The 16,181-nt window shown below is 69.4% G+C and carries 15 protein-coding genes, 1 pseudogene and 1 riboswitch; of the genes and pseudogenes, 10 read left to right on the plus strand and 6 right to left on the minus strand.

The window, feature by feature from the left end; all coding sequences use genetic code 11:
* The first annotated feature begins 105 nt into the window (after positions 1–105).
* The 7 genes from IG98_RS0109115 to IG98_RS0109145 all read left to right on the plus strand — a co-directional run bounded on the left by IG98_RS0109115 (position 106) and on the right by IG98_RS0109145 (position 9,128).
* Entirely contained in the window at positions 106–381 is a 276-nt protein-coding gene (locus IG98_RS0109115) for a hypothetical protein (protein ID WP_030908413.1), read from the plus strand.
* 11 nt (positions 382–392) lie between these two features.
* On the plus strand, positions 393–2,213 hold the full coding sequence (gene glmS, locus IG98_RS0109120) for a glutamine--fructose-6-phosphate transaminase (isomerizing) (protein WP_030908416.1): 1,821 nt from the start codon (positions 393–395) through the stop codon (positions 2,211–2,213).
* Between the two features lie 126 nt (positions 2,214–2,339).
* Positions 2,340–3,362 carry a tripartite tricarboxylate transporter substrate-binding protein gene (locus IG98_RS0109125; RefSeq protein ID WP_157594244.1) on the plus strand — a complete coding sequence of 341 codons (1,023 nt, stop codon included), beginning with the start codon at positions 2,340–2,342 and terminating at the stop codon, positions 3,360–3,362.
* Positions 3,363–3,366: 4 nt separating this feature from the next.
* Positions 3,367–3,568, plus strand: a riboswitch (cobalamin riboswitch).
* Between the two features lie 116 nt (positions 3,569–3,684).
* Positions 3,685–5,895, plus strand: coding sequence for a ribonucleoside-diphosphate reductase subunit alpha (locus IG98_RS0109130; RefSeq protein WP_030908422.1), 2,211 nt, complete (start codon positions 3,685–3,687; stop codon positions 5,893–5,895).
* 77 nt (positions 5,896–5,972) lie between these two features.
* Complete coding sequence (locus tag IG98_RS0109135; RefSeq protein WP_030908425.1) at positions 5,973–6,968, plus strand: ribonucleotide-diphosphate reductase subunit beta; 996 nt, start codon at positions 5,973–5,975, stop codon at positions 6,966–6,968.
* A 62-nt stretch (positions 6,969–7,030) separates the two neighbouring features.
* The gene (locus tag IG98_RS0109140) at positions 7,031–8,128 is read left to right on the plus strand and encodes a mechanosensitive ion channel family protein (RefSeq protein ID WP_084195284.1); all 1,098 of its coding nucleotides are present in this window, start codon (positions 7,031–7,033) and stop codon (positions 8,126–8,128) included.
* A gap of 211 nt (positions 8,129–8,339) precedes the next feature.
* Positions 8,340–9,128, plus strand: coding sequence for an enoyl-CoA hydratase/isomerase family protein (locus IG98_RS0109145; RefSeq protein ID WP_342666800.1), 789 nt, complete (start codon positions 8,340–8,342; stop codon positions 9,126–9,128).
* Here the strand turns inward: IG98_RS0109145 and IG98_RS0109150 are convergent.
* Complete coding sequence (locus IG98_RS0109150; protein WP_030908432.1) at positions 9,115–9,486, minus strand: VOC family protein; 372 nt, start codon at positions 9,484–9,486, stop codon at positions 9,115–9,117. The two genes, IG98_RS0109145 and IG98_RS0109150, sit on opposite strands and share 14 nt — an antisense overlap.
* Before the next feature lie 200 nt (positions 9,487–9,686).
* The gene (locus IG98_RS0109155; RefSeq protein WP_245651460.1) at positions 9,687–10,409 is read right to left on the minus strand and encodes a TetR/AcrR family transcriptional regulator; all 723 of its coding nucleotides are present in this window, start codon (positions 10,407–10,409) and stop codon (positions 9,687–9,689) included.
* A 451-nt stretch (positions 10,410–10,860) separates the two neighbouring features.
* Between IG98_RS0109155 and IG98_RS0109160 the strand changes: the two genes are divergently transcribed.
* The gene (locus IG98_RS0109160; RefSeq protein WP_342666801.1) at positions 10,861–11,061 is read left to right on the plus strand and encodes an RDD family protein; all 201 of its coding nucleotides are present in this window, start codon (positions 10,861–10,863) and stop codon (positions 11,059–11,061) included.
* 35 nt (positions 11,062–11,096) lie between these two features.
* On the opposite strand, the gene IG98_RS0109165 is transcribed toward IG98_RS0109160, so the two are convergent.
* Complete coding sequence (locus IG98_RS0109165) at positions 11,097–12,146, minus strand: ABC transporter ATP-binding protein (protein ID WP_211263919.1); 1,050 nt, start codon at positions 12,144–12,146, stop codon at positions 11,097–11,099.
* A gap of 81 nt (positions 12,147–12,227) precedes the next feature.
* Positions 12,228–12,899: a tetratricopeptide repeat protein gene (locus IG98_RS48495; RefSeq protein WP_084195226.1), complete on the minus strand. Its 672-nt coding sequence runs from the start codon at positions 12,897–12,899 to the stop codon at positions 12,228–12,230.
* 98 nt (positions 12,900–12,997) lie between these two features.
* On the opposite strand from IG98_RS48495, the pseudogene IG98_RS44655 reads away from it, so the two are divergent.
* Positions 12,998–13,303: pseudogene (locus IG98_RS44655) on the plus strand (DoxX family protein); the annotation flags it as partial.
* A 16-nt stretch (positions 13,304–13,319) separates the two neighbouring features.
* Here the strand turns inward: IG98_RS44655 and glgC are convergent.
* Entirely contained in the window at positions 13,320–14,546 is a 1,227-nt protein-coding gene (glgC, locus tag IG98_RS0109175) for a glucose-1-phosphate adenylyltransferase (RefSeq protein WP_030908445.1), read from the minus strand.
* 49 nt (positions 14,547–14,595) lie between these two features.
* Here glgC and glgA point away from each other — a divergent pair, with 49 nt between their 5' ends.
* Complete coding sequence (gene glgA, locus IG98_RS0109180) at positions 14,596–15,795, plus strand: glycogen synthase (protein ID WP_037969743.1); 1,200 nt, start codon at positions 14,596–14,598, stop codon at positions 15,793–15,795.
* Between the two features lie 8 nt (positions 15,796–15,803).
* On the opposite strand, the gene IG98_RS0109185 is transcribed toward glgA, so the two are convergent.
* Positions 15,804–16,169: a PH domain-containing protein gene (locus IG98_RS0109185; protein ID WP_030908451.1), complete on the minus strand. Its 366-nt coding sequence runs from the start codon at positions 16,167–16,169 to the stop codon at positions 15,804–15,806.
* Positions 16,170–16,181 lie beyond the last annotated feature (12 nt).

Below are 16,181 nucleotides of genomic sequence, written 5' to 3' on the forward strand. Positions count from 1 at the left end.
GATTGTCGCGCGTTGTGGCGGGGTTACGGCATTGTGGAGATTCTCTGCCCGAAATCGGGCAGAGAACTTGGTGTGCTCCCTCCCGGATGCGTATGGTCCTGCTCTATGCCCACGACACGGCATCCGTATGAGGATCTGATCACCTACCTGACCCGGACGAGCGCGCTCGGCCCGGGGGAAGCGGCGCGAGTCGTCGCCGATGTGCTGGCCTACTTCTCCGAGCCCCTTGAGGAGTTCGTCAGGCGGCGTCACGCGGAGCTCAAGGGGAGGGGGCTGGTCAATGACGAGATCTTCCCCAGGCTGGTCGCCGAGCTGGCGGTACGCCGTGTCGCGGCACCTGAACTCTCCCTGCGCCAGCTGCGCCGGATCGTCTACGGATAAGGAGTGGTTACATGTGTGGAATCGTGGCCTATGTAGGGCCCAAGGACGCGGCCCCCATCCTGCTGGAGGGTCTGCAGCGTCTTGAGTACCGGGGCTACGACTCGGCCGGGGTGGTGGTCTCCAACAAGGGCCTGAAGATGCGCAAGGTCAAGGGCAGGGTGGCCGACCTGGCGGCGGTCGTGCCCACGCGGTTCAAGGGCGGGCTGGGCATCGGCCACACCCGCTGGGCCACCCACGGCGCGCCCAGCGACGTCAACGCCCACCCTCATCTGTCCACCGACGAGCGCATCGCCGTCGTGCACAACGGCATCATCGAGAACGCCGACGAACTGCGCGCCAAGCTGGAGGCCGACGGCGCGATCTTCCTGTCGGAGACCGACACCGAGGTGCTCTCGCATCTGATCGCTCGTACGGTCAAGGAGGCCGACTCCCTGGAGGAGGCCGTCAGGACCGCGCTCAAGCGGGTCGTCGGCACGTACGGTATCGCGGTGATCGACTCCGAGCGCCCCGGCGAGGTGGTGGTGGCCCGCAACGGAAGCCCGATCGTGCTGGGCATCGGGGAGAAGGAGATGTTCGCCGCGTCGGACGTCGCCGCGCTGGTCCGCTACACCCGTCAGGTGGTCCACCTGGAGGACGGCGAGATCGCCGTGCTCAAGGCGGACGGGTTCAACACCTTCGCCAGCGACGCGCGGGAGACGTCCAAGGAGACGCTGACCGTCGACTGGGAGGCGGGGCACTACGACACGGGCGGTTACGAGCACTACCTGCTCAAGGAGATCTCCGAGCAGCCCGACACCGTGGCCAGGACGCTTCGCGGGCGTCTGGACGACCGCTTCCACATCGCCCACCTGGGCGGCCTCAACATGGACGCGCGGGAGACCCGCTCGTTCCGCCGGGTGAAGATCATCGGCTGTGGTTCCGCGTACTACTCGGGCCAGATCGGCGCGCAGCTCATCGAGGAGCTGGCGCGTATCCCGGCCGACGCGGAGCCGGCCAGTGAGTTCCGCTACCGCAGCCCGGTGGTGGAGGCGGACACCCTGTATGTGGCGATCAGCCAGTCGGGGGAGACCTATGACACCCTCGCCGCCGTCCAGGAGCTCAAGCGCAAGGGCGGCCGGGTGCTCGGCATCGTCAACACGGTGGGCAGCGCGATCGCCCGCGAGTGCGACGGCGGCGTCTACCTGCACGCGGGTCCCGAGGTCTCGGTGGCGAGCACGAAGGCGTTCACCTCGACCGCCGTGGCCTTCGCGCTGCTCGCGCTGCACCTCGGCCGGGTGCGTGACCTGTCTCCCGCCGACGGCCGCCGGATCTGCGAGGGCCTGCGAAGGCTGCCGGACCAGATCAAGGAGATCCTGGCGCTGGAGCCGCGGCTCAAGGAGCTGGCGCAGAAGTACGCCGAGGCGCCGAGCATGATGTTCGTGGGCCGGGTCCGAGGATATCCGGTGGCTCGCGAGGGCGCACAGAAGCTCAAGGAGATCTCCTACGTGCACGCCGAGGCGTACCCGGCCAGCGAGCTCAAGCACGGGCCGCTGGCGCTGATCGGGCCGGACATGCCGACCGTGGCGATCGTCCCCGACGACGAGCTGCTGGACAAGAACCTCACCACGCTGGGTGAGATCCGCGCCCGGGGCGGCCGGGTGCTCATGGTCGGTCACCGCACGGCCGACCCCAAGCTGGCCGACGACTGCGTCGTGGTGCCCAGGAACGAGACCGAGCTGGACCCGATCCTGCTGTCGATCCCGCTTCAGCTCTTCGCCTACCACGCCGCCGTGGCGCTGGGGCGGGACGTCGACAAGCCCCGCAACCTGGCCAAGAGCGTCACGGTGGAGTGAGGCGGCTCCCGGGGCGACCGCCGACGGTGGTCGCCCCGCCAGGGGGCGGTGACACCCCCGGTCTGTAACAGATAGTGATAAGGCGGTAACCTATGGTATAGGGGGTTCTTGGGGGAAGGGGCGCTTATGCGCCGTAGGAGGTTTTTCGCGCTGGTCGTGGGTGCCATGGTCGTGGCGGGCTGCGACCTGAACGGTGACTCCGCGGACTCGGCCGTGGGCCGCCTGAGCATCCTCGAACCCACCGCCGACGGCCACGGCTGGGACGGGATCGCGGGCAGGCTCGCCTCCGTCCTGGTCCTGTCGGGGCTGGCGCGCTCCGCCATGGCCGTCGAGCGGCCGGGACCCCTGGGGTCGGTCCCGCGTGACGCGTTCGGCGCCGTGCGCGGCTCGTTCGCGCGCGAGGGCAGGCTGCTCGTCACCGCGATGCCGATGGTGGCGGCCGCGGAGATCGCCAACACCGCCGCGGTGGTGGACGCCGCCACCCCCCTCGCCCGCCTGGTCGGCGACTGGACGGTCCTGGTCGTCCCCTCGGACTCCCGCCTGCGCACCTTCGAGGACTTCGCCGCGGAGCTGCGGCGCAACCCGGCGGCGCTGACGGTCGGCGGCCGGCCGGAGGGCGGTTCCGACCACGTGCTCTACGGCATGATCGGCAAGTGCCTCGGGGTGGACACCCGGTTGCTGGAGTACGCGGGGTTCCTCGGCGCCGAGGATGCCGCCGAGGCGCTCCAGATCGGACGGGTCGCGGCCCTGCTGGGGTCGGCCCGCGCCCTGCGACCCGAGATCGCCGCGGGCCGCCTGCGCCCCCTGGTGGTCTCCTCGGGCAGCCGGATCGACGGGATCGACGCCCCGACGCTCCTGGAGGTCGAGGTTCGGCTGGAGTACAGCGACTGGTGCGGCCTGCTGGGACCCAAGGGCATGAGCCAGGCGGACCGGGACGCCGCGGTCGCCCTGTGCGACAGGATCGACGCCGCGCCGCGCTGGCGCGCCCTGTGCGCGGCCAATGGATGGAGCCGGGTCTACCTCAGCGGTGACGACTTCCGTCAGTGGCTCTTCACCGAGACGGCCCGCACCCGCGGGGTGCTCCACGAACTCGGGCTACTGAAGTCCTCCGACACAACTTGTTGGGGTAGTTGCGTCAGACGCCCCTAGATGTAGGATCCTGCTCGTTGCTGGTTCGCCCCGGGAGGGGCGAGGCAAGAGGGAACCCGGTGAGATTCCGGGACTGCCCCGCAGCGGTGAACGGGAACGAAAGCCGTCAGGTGAGCACTGGGTGAACCATGCCCGGGAAGCGACGGCCGGTAGGCACACGCAGGGCGCCCGTGAGTCCGAAGACCTGCCGGTGACGTGATTGTCCAGGGCCTCGTGGGAGGGCCCGCGGAACGAGGCGGTCCGGCGTGCCCGGGATCGCTCGCGGACGCGTGCCTCTTCGGCGGAGCCGTACGGGGAAGTCAGAGCGAGCGAGGAACACCACGTGACACAGGCCTTGGCAGGGATCTCAGCAGGGACCGCGGCAGTCGATCGCAGGCAGGCCATCGACGAGGCGGCGGCCCGAGTGATCACCGACCCGGAGAACTCCAGGGTCGCCGCCGCGCTGCTGGCCGAGCTGATCGCCGACGAGGCCGCCGAGCACGGCGTCCGCGACTTCTCCGAGTCGGTCGCCGCGACGCACGAGGCGGGGCTGATCGCCGACGGGCTCGCGGAGTTCGTGGCCGCCCATGCCGGAGTCCTGGACGCGCTCATCGAGCCGGACGCCGACGCCAGATTCGAGTACTTCGGGCTGCGTACGGTCTATGACCGCTACCTGCTGCGTCACCCGCGTACCCGCAAGGTGCTGGAGCGCCCGCAGCACTTCTTCCTCCGGGTGGCCTGCGGCCTGTCCGAAACCGTCGAGGAGGCCGCCGAGCTGTACGCGCTCATGGCCACCCTGTCCTACCTGCCCAGCTCGCCCACGCTGTTCAACTCCGGCTCGCGCAGGCCCCAGCTCTCCTCGTGCTTCCTGCTCGACTCGCCCCGCGACGAGCTGGAGGCCATCTACGAGCGCTACGGGCAGGTCGCGCGGCTGTCGAAGTACGCGGGGGGCATCGGGATCGCCTGGAGCCGGATCCGCTCTCGGGGCTCGTTGATCCGCGGTACCAACGGCCATTCCAACGGCATCGTGCCCTGGCTGCGCACCCTGGACGCAAGCGTCGCCGCGGTCAACCAGGGCGGCCGCCGCAAGGGTGCGGCCTGCGTCTATCTGGAGCCCTGGCACGCCGACATCGAGGAGTTCCTCGAACTGCGCGACAACACCGGCGAGGAGGCCCGTCGCACGCACAACCTGAACCTGGCCAACTGGATCCCCGACGAGTTCATGCGCCGGGTCGAGGCCGACGGCGTGTGGTCACTGTTCGACCCCAAGGAGGTCCCGCACCTCACCGACCTGTACGGTGCCGCGTTCGACGAGGCCTACCGGGCCGCCGAGGCCGAGGGCCGGTTCACCGCGCAGCTCCCCGCCCGCACCCTGTACGGCCGGATGATGCGCACGCTCGCCCAGACCGGCAACGGCTGGATGACCTTCAAGGACGCGGCCAACCGGACCTCCAACCAGACGGCCAGGCCCCAGAACGTCATTCATCTGTCGAACCTCTGCACCGAGATCCTTGAGGTCACCAGCGACGCCGAGACCGCGGTCTGCAACCTCGGCTCGATCAACCTGGCCGCCCACCTGTCTCCGGACTCCGGAGACGGGATCGACTGGGTGCGGCTGCGCGCGACGGTCCGCACCGCCGTGCGGTTCCTCGACCGCACCATCGACCTGGGCTTCTACCCGACCCCCGAGGCCCGGGCCGCCAACCAGAGGTGGCGCCCGATCGGGCTCGGCGTGATGGGTCTGGCCGACGTGCTGTTCACGCTGCGGCTGCCGTTCGACTCGCCGCGGGCGCTGCGGCTGTCCACCCGGATCTCCGAGGAGATCGCGCTGGCCGCCTACCGGACCTCCTCGGACCTGGCCGCGGAGCGTGGCCGCCACCCCTCCTACCAGGAGACCAGGGCCGCCGCCGGGGTGCTCCACCCCGACCACTACGGGGCCGCGACGTCCGAGGAGTGGACGGAGATCAGGGAGCGGATCGCCAGGACGGGGCTGCGTAACTCGCTGATGATCGCGATCGCGCCCACGGCCACGATCGCCTCCATCGCCGGTTGCTACGAGTGCATCGAGCCGCAGGTCTCCAACATCTTCAAGCGCGAGACCCTCTCGGGTGAGTTCCTCCAGGTCAACCGCTATCTCGTCGCCGATCTGCGGGCCCGGGGACTGTGGACCGCGCGGATCCGTGACGCGATCAAGCGCGCCGACGGCTCCGTCCAGGACATTCCCGAGATCCCCGCCGACCTGAGGCTGCTCTACCGGACCGCCTGGGAGCTGCCGCAGAAGGCGCTGATCGACCTGGCCGCCGCGCGCACCCCGTACATCGACCAGTCGCAGTCGCTGAACCTGTTCATGGCCACGCCGACCATCGGCAAGCTCTCCTCGATGTACGCCTACGCCTGGAAGTCGGGCCTGAAGACCACCTACTACCTGCGCTCGCGCCCGGCCACCCGGATCGCGCAGGCCACCGTGGCGGCACCGGTGGCCGGCGAGGTTCCCGACCCCGAGGCCGTCGCCTGCTCCCTGGAGAACCCCGAGTACTGCGACGCCTGCCAGTAGACCTGCCGGCGGCCCGTCCCAAGGCACCCCGCCACCTTTTCAGCCACCCCTCAGCCACCCCGAAAGGCGTTCTCCCGATGTTGCTCGACCCCGGCATGGATCTCACCCTGCGGCCGATGCGCTACCCCGAGTTCTACGAACGCTACCGGGCCGCGATCCGCAACACCTGGACCGTCGAGGAGGTGGATCTCGCCTCCGACCTGGCGGACCTGGCGAGGATGACGCCCGAGGAGCGTCACCTGATCAACCGCCTCGTGGCGTTCTTCGCCACCGGCGACTCGATCGTGGCCAACAACCTCGTCCTCAACCTCTACCAGCACCTCAACGCCCCGGAGGCGCGCCTCTATCTCAGCAGGCAGCTGTTCGAGGAGGCGGTGCACGTCCAGTTCTACCTGACCCTGCTGGATACCTACCTGCCCGACCCCGACGAGCGGGTCAAGGCGTTCGCCGCGGTCGAGCACATCCCTTCGATCCGCGACAAGGCGGAGTTCTGCTTCCGCTGGATCGACTCGCTCGGTGGGCTGACCCGGCTGGAGACCAGGGAGGACCGGCGGACGTTCCTGCTCAACCTGATCTGCTTCGCGGCGTGCATCGAGGGCCTGTTCTTCTACGGGGCCTTCGCCTACGTCTACTGGTTCCGCTCCAGGGGGCTGCTCAGCGGCCTGGCCACCGGGACGAACTGGGTCTTCCGCGACGAGTCCATGCACATGGAGTTCGCCTTCGGCGTCGTGGAGACCGTACGGGCCGAGGAGCCCGAGCTGTTCGACGACAAGCTCGCCGAGCAGGTCACCCGGATGATCGAGGAGGCGGTGGCGGCCGAGCTGGCCTTCGCGGCCGACCTGTGCGGCGACGGTCTGCAGGGAATGGGGGCGGAGCAGATGCGGCGCTACCTTGAGTACGTGGCCGACCAGCGGCTGGTCAGGCTCCAGATGCCCGTCCGGTACGGCACCGCCAACCCGTTCGCGTTCATGGAGCTGCAGGATGTGCAGGAGCTGGCCAACTTCTTCGAGCGGAGGGTTTCGGCCTACCAGATAGCCGTCGAGGGGAATGTCACGTTCGACGAGTCCTTCTGATTGGCTGATGGTCCGGGGAAGAGAGCGACGAGGGGAAGTCGTCAGTGTTCAGCTGGATCATCATGATCGTTTCCGTGGCCGCCGCCATCGTGGCGGTGGAGGCGGTGCGAAGGGTGCTGCGCTCACGGCTGATCGGCGAGAAGTGGGCGCTCGCCGGTCCGGTCGTGAGCCGCTGCACCTGGCCGGGGTTCGCCACGGCCGCCGTGGCGACCGCCTACACCGTCTACGAGCCGGGCATGGCGGAGGGCTCGGTCAGCCAGATGATCGACCGCGGCCTCAGCATGGCGATGATCGGATGCGCCACCTGGCTGGTCATCCAGGCCGCCTACGCCGTCACCGACGTGGTCCTGGACCGCCTGGTCACCGTCCAGGGCGAGCGCAACCGCAGGGCCCGCCGCATCCGCACCCAGATCACCCTGGTCCGCAGGGTGGCCTCGGCGGTGATCATCGTGGTGGCGCTGGGTGCGATGCTCTTCACCTTTCCGCAGGTGCGGGCGCTCGGCGCCGGTCTGCTGGCCTCGGCCGGGATCGCCGGAGTCGTCGTCGGCATCGCCGCCCAGTCGACACTCGGCAACCTGCTCGCCGGCCTTCAGCTGGCCTTCAGCGACGCGCTCCGCCTGGACGACGTCGTCGTGGTGCAGGGCGAGTGGGGTCGCATCGAGGAGCTCAGCCTGACCTACGTGGTGCTGCGGCTCTGGGACGAGCGCCGGCTGGTCCTGCCCGTCTCCTACTTCACCACCAATCCGTTCGAGAACTGGACCCGGCACAGCAGCAGGGTGATCGGCCACGTGTTCATCCGGGTCGACTGGTCGGTGCCGGTCGAGGAACTGCGCACCGAGCTCTACCAGGCCCTGCGCGTGCACCCGCTGTGGGACCAGAAGGACTGGACCCTCCAGGTCACCGACACCCTTCCCAACGGGCTGCTGGAGTTGCGCGCCCTGATGAGCGCCGCCGACTCGGCCAGCGCCTGGGACCTCAAGTGCGACATCCGCGAGCATCTGGTGGCCTTCGTCCGCGAGAAGTACCCCCAGGCCCTGCCCCGCTTCCGGGTCGAGAATCCGCCCATGGCCGCCACCCTTCCCGGGACACTCACCGGCCTGATGGCGCCGACGGCGGGGTGTTCCGGCGGTGAGGACGGCGACCGGCCGGTTCCGTCCTGAGGGCGGCCGGTTTCCTGATCCGGCCGCGCCGGGGTGCGACAGGGAGGCGTCCCGCGATGTCCGATGGGATGTCTCAGATGCCGCGGCTGTTTGGACGCGGGGCCGCGCAGGAGTGCTCACTGCGGGGGCGCATGATGCTGAACATGCGGTTTCTCGTGCTTTGGGGTGGTCTGATGACAAGATCATGAAGCGTGCCGGGAGAATCTAACCCGTGCAGATCTCCGAAGGCTTTGAACTGTCCGTTGACCAGTATGTCGCCACATTGAGGATCAACCGCCCAGAGAAGCGCAACGCGCTGAGCGCGGCCATGTGGCGGGCCCTGCCCGCGCTGCTCGCGCCGCTTGCGGACGATCCGGCCGTGCGGGTGCTGGTGCTCACCGGGGCGGCGGGTACCTTCTGCTCCGGGGCCGACATCTCGGAGCTCGCCGAACTCGCCGGCAACGGCGACGAGAGCGGCGACGACACGGGGGCGACGGTCGCCGCGGAGCGGGCGCTGGCGGAGTTCCCCAAACCGGTGATCGCGATGATCGAGGGCTTCTGCGTGGGCGGCGGCTGCCAGCTCGCCCTCGCCTGTGACCTGCGCCTGGCCGCAGAGGGAGCCCGTTTCGGCATCACTCCCGCCAAGCTCGGCATCGTCTACCCGCCGAGCTCCACCCGGCGCCTCACCGCCGCCGTCGGCCCGTCCACCGCCAAGTTCCTGCTCTTCTCCGCGGAGCTCATCGGCGCCGACCGCGCGCTGCGCACCGGCCTGGTGGACGAGGTCCTGCCGGAAGCGGAGCTGTCCGAGCGCGTGTACGGCCTCGCCCGCACCCTGGCCGGCCGCTCCCAGCTGACGGTGGCCGCCGCGAAGGAGATCGTGGACGGCCGCGCCGACGAGGCGCGCTTCCTGCTGTGGCAGAAGGAGGCGCATGAGGAGGTCGGCGAGGGCGTCGCAGCCTTCCTCGAACGTCGCCCGCCTCGCTTCACCTGGGCCGGGGGTGTCGCGGTCAGTCGGACATGACCTCGTAGAGGTTGCCCGTCTCGTCCGTGAAGAACAGGCCGCGCGGGCGGAGTGGATGGTCGATCCGCCCGTTGTCGTGGTGGGCGGGGTGGTTGCCGTACGGCACGCCTCGGTCCTTGAGACGGGCGAGGATTCCGTCGAAGGTGGCCGGGTCGACGTCGAAGGCCAGGTGGTGCCCTTCGGGGTCTTCCACGGTCATGAAGTCGAGGGTGAGGGACTCGTTCACCCGGACCGGGGCGAAGTGGGCGTGTGCCCCGGCGGGTGGCAGGCACTCCAGGTTCATGATGCCCGCGAAGAAGTCGGCCGCCCCCTGATTGTCGAGCGCGGGCACGATGGTGTGGTTCAAAGTGATCGTCACTGCGGGGCCTTTCGGTGGGGTCTTCTGAGATCGTTCGAGGACGGGTCGGACAGGGGAGGTGGCCGCCGGGCGTCCGGTAGGCCGCGACCCCCTCCTTCGGCCGTGACGCTCCGAAGCGGCGGACCCGGGTGTCGGCGAGTCCGTGTGACCCACGGGCGGATGAGGCCGAGCGAGACCGGGCCGGCCCACGACGAGTCAGCTCAGGTCAGGGCACCGTGGACGAACACGTCGACGAGGTCGGCACTCAGCTCGGGGGCGCCCTCCGGCTGGCGGGCGCTGGAGAACACCATGGCGAGGAAGAGCGCGGCCAGGCGTTCCGGGGGCAGCCGGAGGGAGTCGCGCTCGGGCTCGAACAGCTCGGCCAGCGCCGTGCGGGTCTCCCCGAACGAGGACTCCCGGTCAAGCCGGGCCGTATCCTCGCGCTCCGGTGACGGATCTCCCTCTCGGTCCGGGGCGGGCGTTCCGGCCTCCCGCTTCGGCGGAGGGGGCGTGCCCGCGGGGTCCCGGGACGTCGCCTCGGGGCCTCGCGGGGGAAGCGGCACGCCGGGGCGGTCGCGAGGGCGGCGCCCCGAGACGTGCAGGGCGGCGATGACGGTGCCGATCCGGGCCATGTGCGCCCGCATCGCGTCGGCGGCCTCGACGAGACGCTCGGTCAGTGGCTGGTCGAGCGGGATCGCGGCGAGTTGCTCCAGCACGTGGTCCGGGCGGAGCGCCTCGGCCATGCAGGCGTCGAGCAACTCGTCCTTGTCGGTGAACGCCCGAAAGATCGTGGCCTCGCCGATGCCGGCGGCCCTGGCGATCTGGCTGGTGGTCACGGCGGCGCCGTGCTCGGCGATCAGGGGGAGGGCGACCGCCACGATCATCTGGCGGCGCCGCTCCGGGCTCATCCCCGGCGCGCGTCGTCGGACGGTGGTGGTTTCCATGTGCCCAGTATGCGGAGTGAGTACTCACTCCGTCAATGGTTCCTGCACCCGCGGGCAGGGAAGTCGCCATCTGTGAATCCGTGCAAGTCATCGACGGTGAATGGCGTCGTTGTCGAGGGGAACGTCGGCCTGACTACGACACAGAAGGAGATCTTCAAGCCGCGGTCGAACCGCCTGATCGTCTGTTCTTGGGTATGCCGAACTGGTGAGCTCGTCGGTTCGTCGCTTCGGAAGAGGGCGTGGTGACTGTGGTCGCCAGGGGCGTAGCGGTTGTAGGTGGTCCAGGTCTTCCGGTGGGTGCGATCCGCCGCTCCTCGGGGGCCGATCGGGCAGCGGTCTCCAGCGTGGGCACCAGACCCCGCAGCAGGGCTCTTGATCGACATCAACATCGAGGTTCGCATGGGAGCCGGCCTTCTGGAGTGGGGCCGGCGCGTACGTGTTCCGGAGCAGTGTGAAGCCCGCGGGACCAGTCATCCTGGCCGGGTTGTTCCTTCACCTCTGGGTGCAGCACGCTCTGTGGGGGCGGACGCGCGGCAAGCGGCTGCTGGGTGTCCGGGTCACCGCCGTGCGGACGGGTGGACGGCTGGGCGCGGCCAGGGCCGCGCTTCGCATGATCGCTGGCCGGGCGCCGCGGTGGTGCGTGACCGGGTGAAGAACACTCAGACTCAGACCTGATTGTCGATCCCCTCAAAGCGTGGAGACGGTCACGCTACTGGGTGATGTGGTGCCCCCACTGATGAGGATCGTGGCGAGGGCGTCGGCCACGTGGGGCAGAGACGAGACGACGACCGAGCCGTTGATGCCGGTCCCGTTGAGCCCCACCAGCGCGACCGACGTGCCGTGCGGGATCGTCAGGTCGACTCCCCGCAGCACCCGCGGGTGGCTCTCGCCGTAGCGGAACCACACATCGCGCAGCTCGATACCCCGCCGCAGCGCGGGCAGTGTGGCGGCCGGCCCCTCCGTGGGGCGACGCGGTGGCGGCAGGTCGTCGGGCAGCGATGTCACCTGCTCGTGGTAACCGAACAGGGACAGCGCCTGACGGGCGTTGGCCACGTTCTCCACCACCGAGATCAGCGCACCCTGCGTTCCGGCCACGGCGGCGGCGAACGCGGTCACGTCGCCGAGGGGCAACCGGCCGTCCACCGCCGCGTACACCGCCCAGATCAACCCCACGCCGCTGACCGCGGCGGAGAGCGTCGCGAGCAGCGACTGGGTGAGCGCCTCCCGCCGGTCCAGCCGCCGCTCACCGGCCTGGACGGTGGCCAGCTCCCCGAACATCCGATCCTTGAGGAAGCCGCCCAGCCCGAAGAGCCGGACCTCCTTCGCGGCCTGCACGTCGGTGATCATGGAGGAGTAGAAGAGCTGCCGCCGGATCGAGGTGGACTGCCCGGCGATCATCATCATCCGTCGCTTCTCCAGCGATATCCGGGCGACCAGGGCGGGAATCGCCGCCAGCGCCACCAGTCCCGCCATGAGCGGGCTCAGCACGGCCAGGGCGGCCAAGAGGCTGACCAGCGTGATGGCATTGCGCCCGATGTCGAACAGCCCCGAGGTGATGGGCGCCAACATGCTTCCCGAAGCCTGGGTGGCCAGGCGCAGCCCGTCCAGGAACGCCGGATTCTCGAACCTCGACAGGCCCTGGAATCGGTTCACCGCCGTGTACAGGCTGTCCTGCATCAGACGATCCAGTCGGCGCTCCGACTCGGCCCGCAGGTACATGATGAGCTGCGGCAGCACCCCGGAGACCAGCCCGATGGCGGTGAGGCCGCCGACCGGCAGCAGTACGTGGTCGGGGTCCGGACTACGGGTTCGGCTCGGTCAGCGACTTCCGTGCTTCTCGCAGCCCTGCGCGCAGCCGGTCGTACCGCCGACGACGTAGCAGAGCTTGGCGTATCTGGTCGTCTCGTCCTCCCGGTTACCGGTCTCCCGGCAACGGCTCAGCGCGTCCTCGAACGTGACCAGTGCCTCGCCGCGCCGATCGAGCAGGCAGTAGGCGCGGCCGAGCGCGGCCAGGGTGATGCTCTCCCCGAACAGGTCACGGTCCGCCCTCCGGGCGGACAGGCACCGTTCGAAGCAGTCGGCCGCCTCTGTCGAACGGCCGAGCTGGAGCAGGACCTCGCCCAGGTTGTGCCTGACCATGCCGGCCCGGTTCGACCCATGTGCCTCGATCAGCCGCAGCCCCGCAGTGATGTGGTCGAGGGCGTCATCGAGATCACCGGTGCGCATGCTCAGCCAGCCGAGGTTGTGCAGCGCCAGCCCTTCGGCCTCCCGGTCGCCCAGGTCGCGCCGGAGTCCGAGGGCGCGACGCAGGCAGTCGCGAGCGGCGTCGATCCGGCCGGTGCGCCATTCCGCCACCCCCAGCGTCGTCAGGGTGAACGCCTCACCGGTCCTGTCACCATGCCGCCGCGCCACCTCGACGGCGAGCCGGGCCATGGTCTCAAGCTTCCGCCAGTGACCGCACTTCGTCGCCCTGGCCCTGACCAGCGGCATCAGATCGGTGACGAAGCGAGCGACTTCGGGCTCCCCGGTCGCCGCCTGGGTGACGGCCGCGACCAGGCACGGCAGCTCGGTCTCGAACCTACGCCGGAGGCAAGAAGATCACCCAAGGCCAGGAGCGACTCCAGCCGATGATGGGCTGGGTCGACACCGTTCCCATGCCGCTCGTCCGCCTGATCGGAGTCCTGGAAGTCCTCGGTGCGGCCGGTCTGATCCTGCCGCCGCTGACCGGGATCGCACCCTGGCTCGCCATCGCCGCGGCGATCGGCCTTGTCCTGATCCAGATCGGCGGCATCGCGGTCCACCTGAGCCGCGGCGAGGTCAGGAAGATCGGGCTCAACATCGCCCTGCTGGCGGCCGCCGCGGCAACCGCCTGGCTCGGCACCGTCTGGCGCTGAACCGGGCGGGGCCGGATCAGCGTTCGACGATCTCGTTCTTGCCGATGACGACGACACCGCCCTTGGTCACCGCGAACCGGCTGCGGTCGTACTCAAGGTCGAAGCCGATCCTGGCGCCGTCCGGGATGATCACGTTCTTGTCGATGATGGCCTTGCGGACGATGGCGCCCCGGCCCACCTTCACGTTGCCCATCAGCACCGAGTCCTCGACCTGGGAGTGGGAGTGCAGCACCACGCCGGGGGAGAGGATCGAGCGCTCCGCCAGCCCACCGGAGACGATCACGCCCGAGGAGACCAGGGAGTCGATCGCCCGGCCCACCCGGTCGCCCTCGTTGTGCACGAACTTGGCCGGGGGGAGCGGATCGTGGCCGGTGTAGATGGGCCAGCGGTTGTTGTAGAGGTTGAAGACCGGGTGCGCGGAGATGAGGTCCATGTGGGCCTCGTAGTAGGCGTCGAGCGTTCCGACGTCCCTCCAGTAGCCCCGGTCGCGCTCGGTGGAGCCGGGCACGATGTTGTCGGCGAAGTCGTAGACCTCTGCGCTGCCCGACTTCACCATCATCGGGATGATGTTGCCGCCCAGGTCGTGCTTGCTCGTCGGGTCGAGCGCGTCCTCCCTGAGCGCGTCGATCATCGCCTGGGTCTTGAAGACGTAGTTGCCCATCGACGCGTAGACCTGGTCGGGCGCGTCCGCCAGGCCCACCGCGTCCTTCGGCTTCTCGCGGAACGCGACGATCCGGCGGCCGGCCGGATCCGCCTCGATGACCCCGAACTGGTCGGCGAGGGAGATCGGCTGCCGGATCGCGGCCACGGTCACGTCGGCCCCGGTCTCGATGTGCTGCTCCACCATCTGTCGCGGGTCCATGCGGTAGATGTGGTCGGCGCCGAACACGATGACGTGGTCCGGCATCTCGTCGTAGATCAGGTTCAGGTTCTGGAACAGCGCGTCGGCGGAGCCGGAGAACCAGTGCGGCCCGAGGCGCTGCTGGGCGGGGACCGGGGTGACATAGTTGCCGAGCATCGCTGACAGGCGCCAGGTCCGGGAGATGTGCCGGTCGAGACTGTGGTTCTTGTACTGCGTCAGCACGACGATCTGGAGGTAGTGACCGTTGGCCAGGTTGGACAGCACGAAGTCGACGAGTCGGTATATCCCCCCGAAAGGCACCGCGGGCTTCGCCCGATCAGCTGTCAGAGGCATGAGCCTCTTACCTTCTCCACCGGCGAGCACGATCGCGAGGACTCTCATGTGTTGGACCCTAACCTGATGAACAGGGATGAAACACTAGGCTGATCGCATGCGAGTGGATCTGCTGACCCGTGAATATCCCCCCGACGTGTACGGAGGGGCGGGAGTCCATGTCGAGTACCTCGCCCGGGAGCTGCGCAGGCTCGCCGACACCCGGGTCCGTTGCTTCGGAGCGGCACGGCAGGAGGAGGGCGTCGCGGCCTACCGGGTGCCCGGCGGCCTGGAGGCGGCCAACGCCGCGCTCCAGGTGCTCGGTGTCGACCTGGAGATGGCCGCCGGATGTGAGGGCGCGGACCTGGTCCACAGCCACACCTGGTACGCCAACTTCGCCGGCCAGGTGGCCAAGATGCTGTACGGAACGCCCCACGTGGTGACCACGCACAGCCTGGAACCGCTGCGGCCGTGGAAGGCCGAGCAACTGGGCGGTGGTTACACGCTGTCGTCGTGGGCCGAGCGCGGCGCGCTGGCAGGCGCCGACGCGATCATCGCGGTCTCGGAGGGGATGCGCCGCGACGTGCTGGCGAGTTACCCCGAGATCCCGCCGGAGCGGGTCACGGTGATCCACAACGGGATCGACACCGCGGAGTACGCCCCCGACCGCGGTACCGGTGCCCTGGCCCGACACGGCATCGACCCGAGCCGGCCGTACGTCGTCTTCGTCGGGCGCATCACCCGGCAGAAGGGTCTCGTCCACCTGCTCCACGCGGCGCGTGCCTTCAACCCCGACGCGCAGCTGGTGCTGTGCGCGGGCGCGCCCGACACTCCGGAGATCGCCGCCGAGGTGACCGGACTGGTGCGCGGGCTCGATCGCGAGGGCGTCGTCTGGATCTCGGAGATGCTGCCCCGCCCGGAGGTGATCCAGATTCTCACCCACGCGACGGTGTTCGTCTGCCCCTCGGTCTACGAGCCGATGGGCATCGTCAATCTGGAGGCCATGGCCTGCGAGACCGCGGTCGTGGCCACCGCCACCGGTGGCATCCCCGAGGTGGTGGCCGACGGCACCACCGGCCTGCTGGTCCCGATCGACCAGGCGGCCGACGGCACCCCGCACGACCCCGGTGTCTTCGCCGCCGACCTCGCCGAACGGGTCAACCGGCTGCTGGCCGACCCGGCCCTCGCGGCCCGGATGGGCGCGGCCGGGCGCCTCCGCGCGGTGGAGCACTTCTCCTGGGAGCGCATCGCCGAGCGGACCATGGAGCTCTACCGGCAGGTCGCGCACGGCCGGACGACGGCTTCCGCCGGGGGATGAGGGGTTCCTCAGGCGGCGATGAAGTGCAAGATCACGTTGTGCACGTGGTGCGCCTTGTTGTCGCCCCGGAACTCCACCTCGTAGGTGTGGGTGCCCACGTGGATGGCGATGGCACCGGAGGAGAAGAAGGAACCGGCGAGCGACTTGTTGCTCACCACGCTCACCGCTGAGACCCTGGAGTAGGGAATGCTGGTGATGGCGACCCTCTTGCCGACGAACGACTTGTCCTGCACGATCACACGCTTGTCGGTGAGCCCCAGGAAGCCGGTGCCCGTGCCGATGGCGTCGTAGACCGCGATGATCTGCTCGCCGGGCATGAGACCGCTCGCGATCTGCTGGTACTGCTCCTTGCGGTCGTACACAACCTCCGCCATGACGCTCGCAAT

Source organism: Streptosporangium amethystogenes, assembly GCF_000721075.1.
Classification (GTDB): domain Bacteria; phylum Actinomycetota; class Actinomycetes; order Streptosporangiales; family Streptosporangiaceae; genus Streptosporangium; species Streptosporangium amethystogenes.